Origin of the sequence: Candidatus Skiveiella danica, from assembly GCF_022705245.1 — a bacterium.
Lineage (GTDB): Bacteria > Pseudomonadota > Gammaproteobacteria > Burkholderiales > Burkholderiaceae_C > Skiveiella > Skiveiella danica.
On sequence record NZ_JAKJEW010000208.1, the window covers coordinates 1 to 504 of the forward strand.

The window sequence follows — 504 nt, forward strand, 5'->3', positions numbered from 1 at the left end:
GCACACAGCGCAGGTCTGCGGCGCCGACGCCTGGAGCCATGCCTATGGGCGCGAGTTGGCGGCCTATCCGCTGCCCTCGCTGCGCCAGCAGAAATACTGGGCGCCGGTAGGGCGCGTGGACAACGTCTACGGCGACCGCAACCTGATGTGCTCCTGCATCCCGGTCGCCGACTACGCCTGAGAGGGAGCCTGCCATGGCCGTGTCGGTGTTTGACCTCTTCAAGATCGGCATCGGCCCGAGCAGCAGCCACACGGTAGGGCCGATGCGCGCGGCGCGCCTGTTCGGGCTGCGGCTGCGCGCCGAGGGCCTGCTGGCGGCCACCGCGCGCGTGCAGGTCATCCTCTACGGTTCGCTGGGCGCCACCGGCAAGGGCCACGGCAGCGACAAGGCGGTGCTGCTGGGTCTGGCCGGGCACGAGCCCGACACGGTCGACGTGGAAGCCATCCCGGCGCTGCTCGAAGCCATCCGCGCCGGCAGCCTGAGCCTGCTGGGCGAGCATCCGC

The 504-nt window shown here is 71.2% G+C and carries 2 protein-coding genes; both read left to right on the plus strand.

The genetic code is table 11. The annotated features are described in order from the left end of the window. A partial coding sequence (locus ACMUOY_RS21045; protein WP_413894635.1) for a hypothetical protein occupies positions 1-181 on the plus strand: 181 nt, incomplete at its 5' end. A 13-nt stretch (positions 182-194) separates the two neighbouring features. Next, positions 195-504, plus strand: a 310-nt coding sequence (locus ACMUOY_RS21050; RefSeq protein WP_413894636.1) for a serine dehydratase beta chain, incomplete at its 3' end; no start/stop codon positions are given.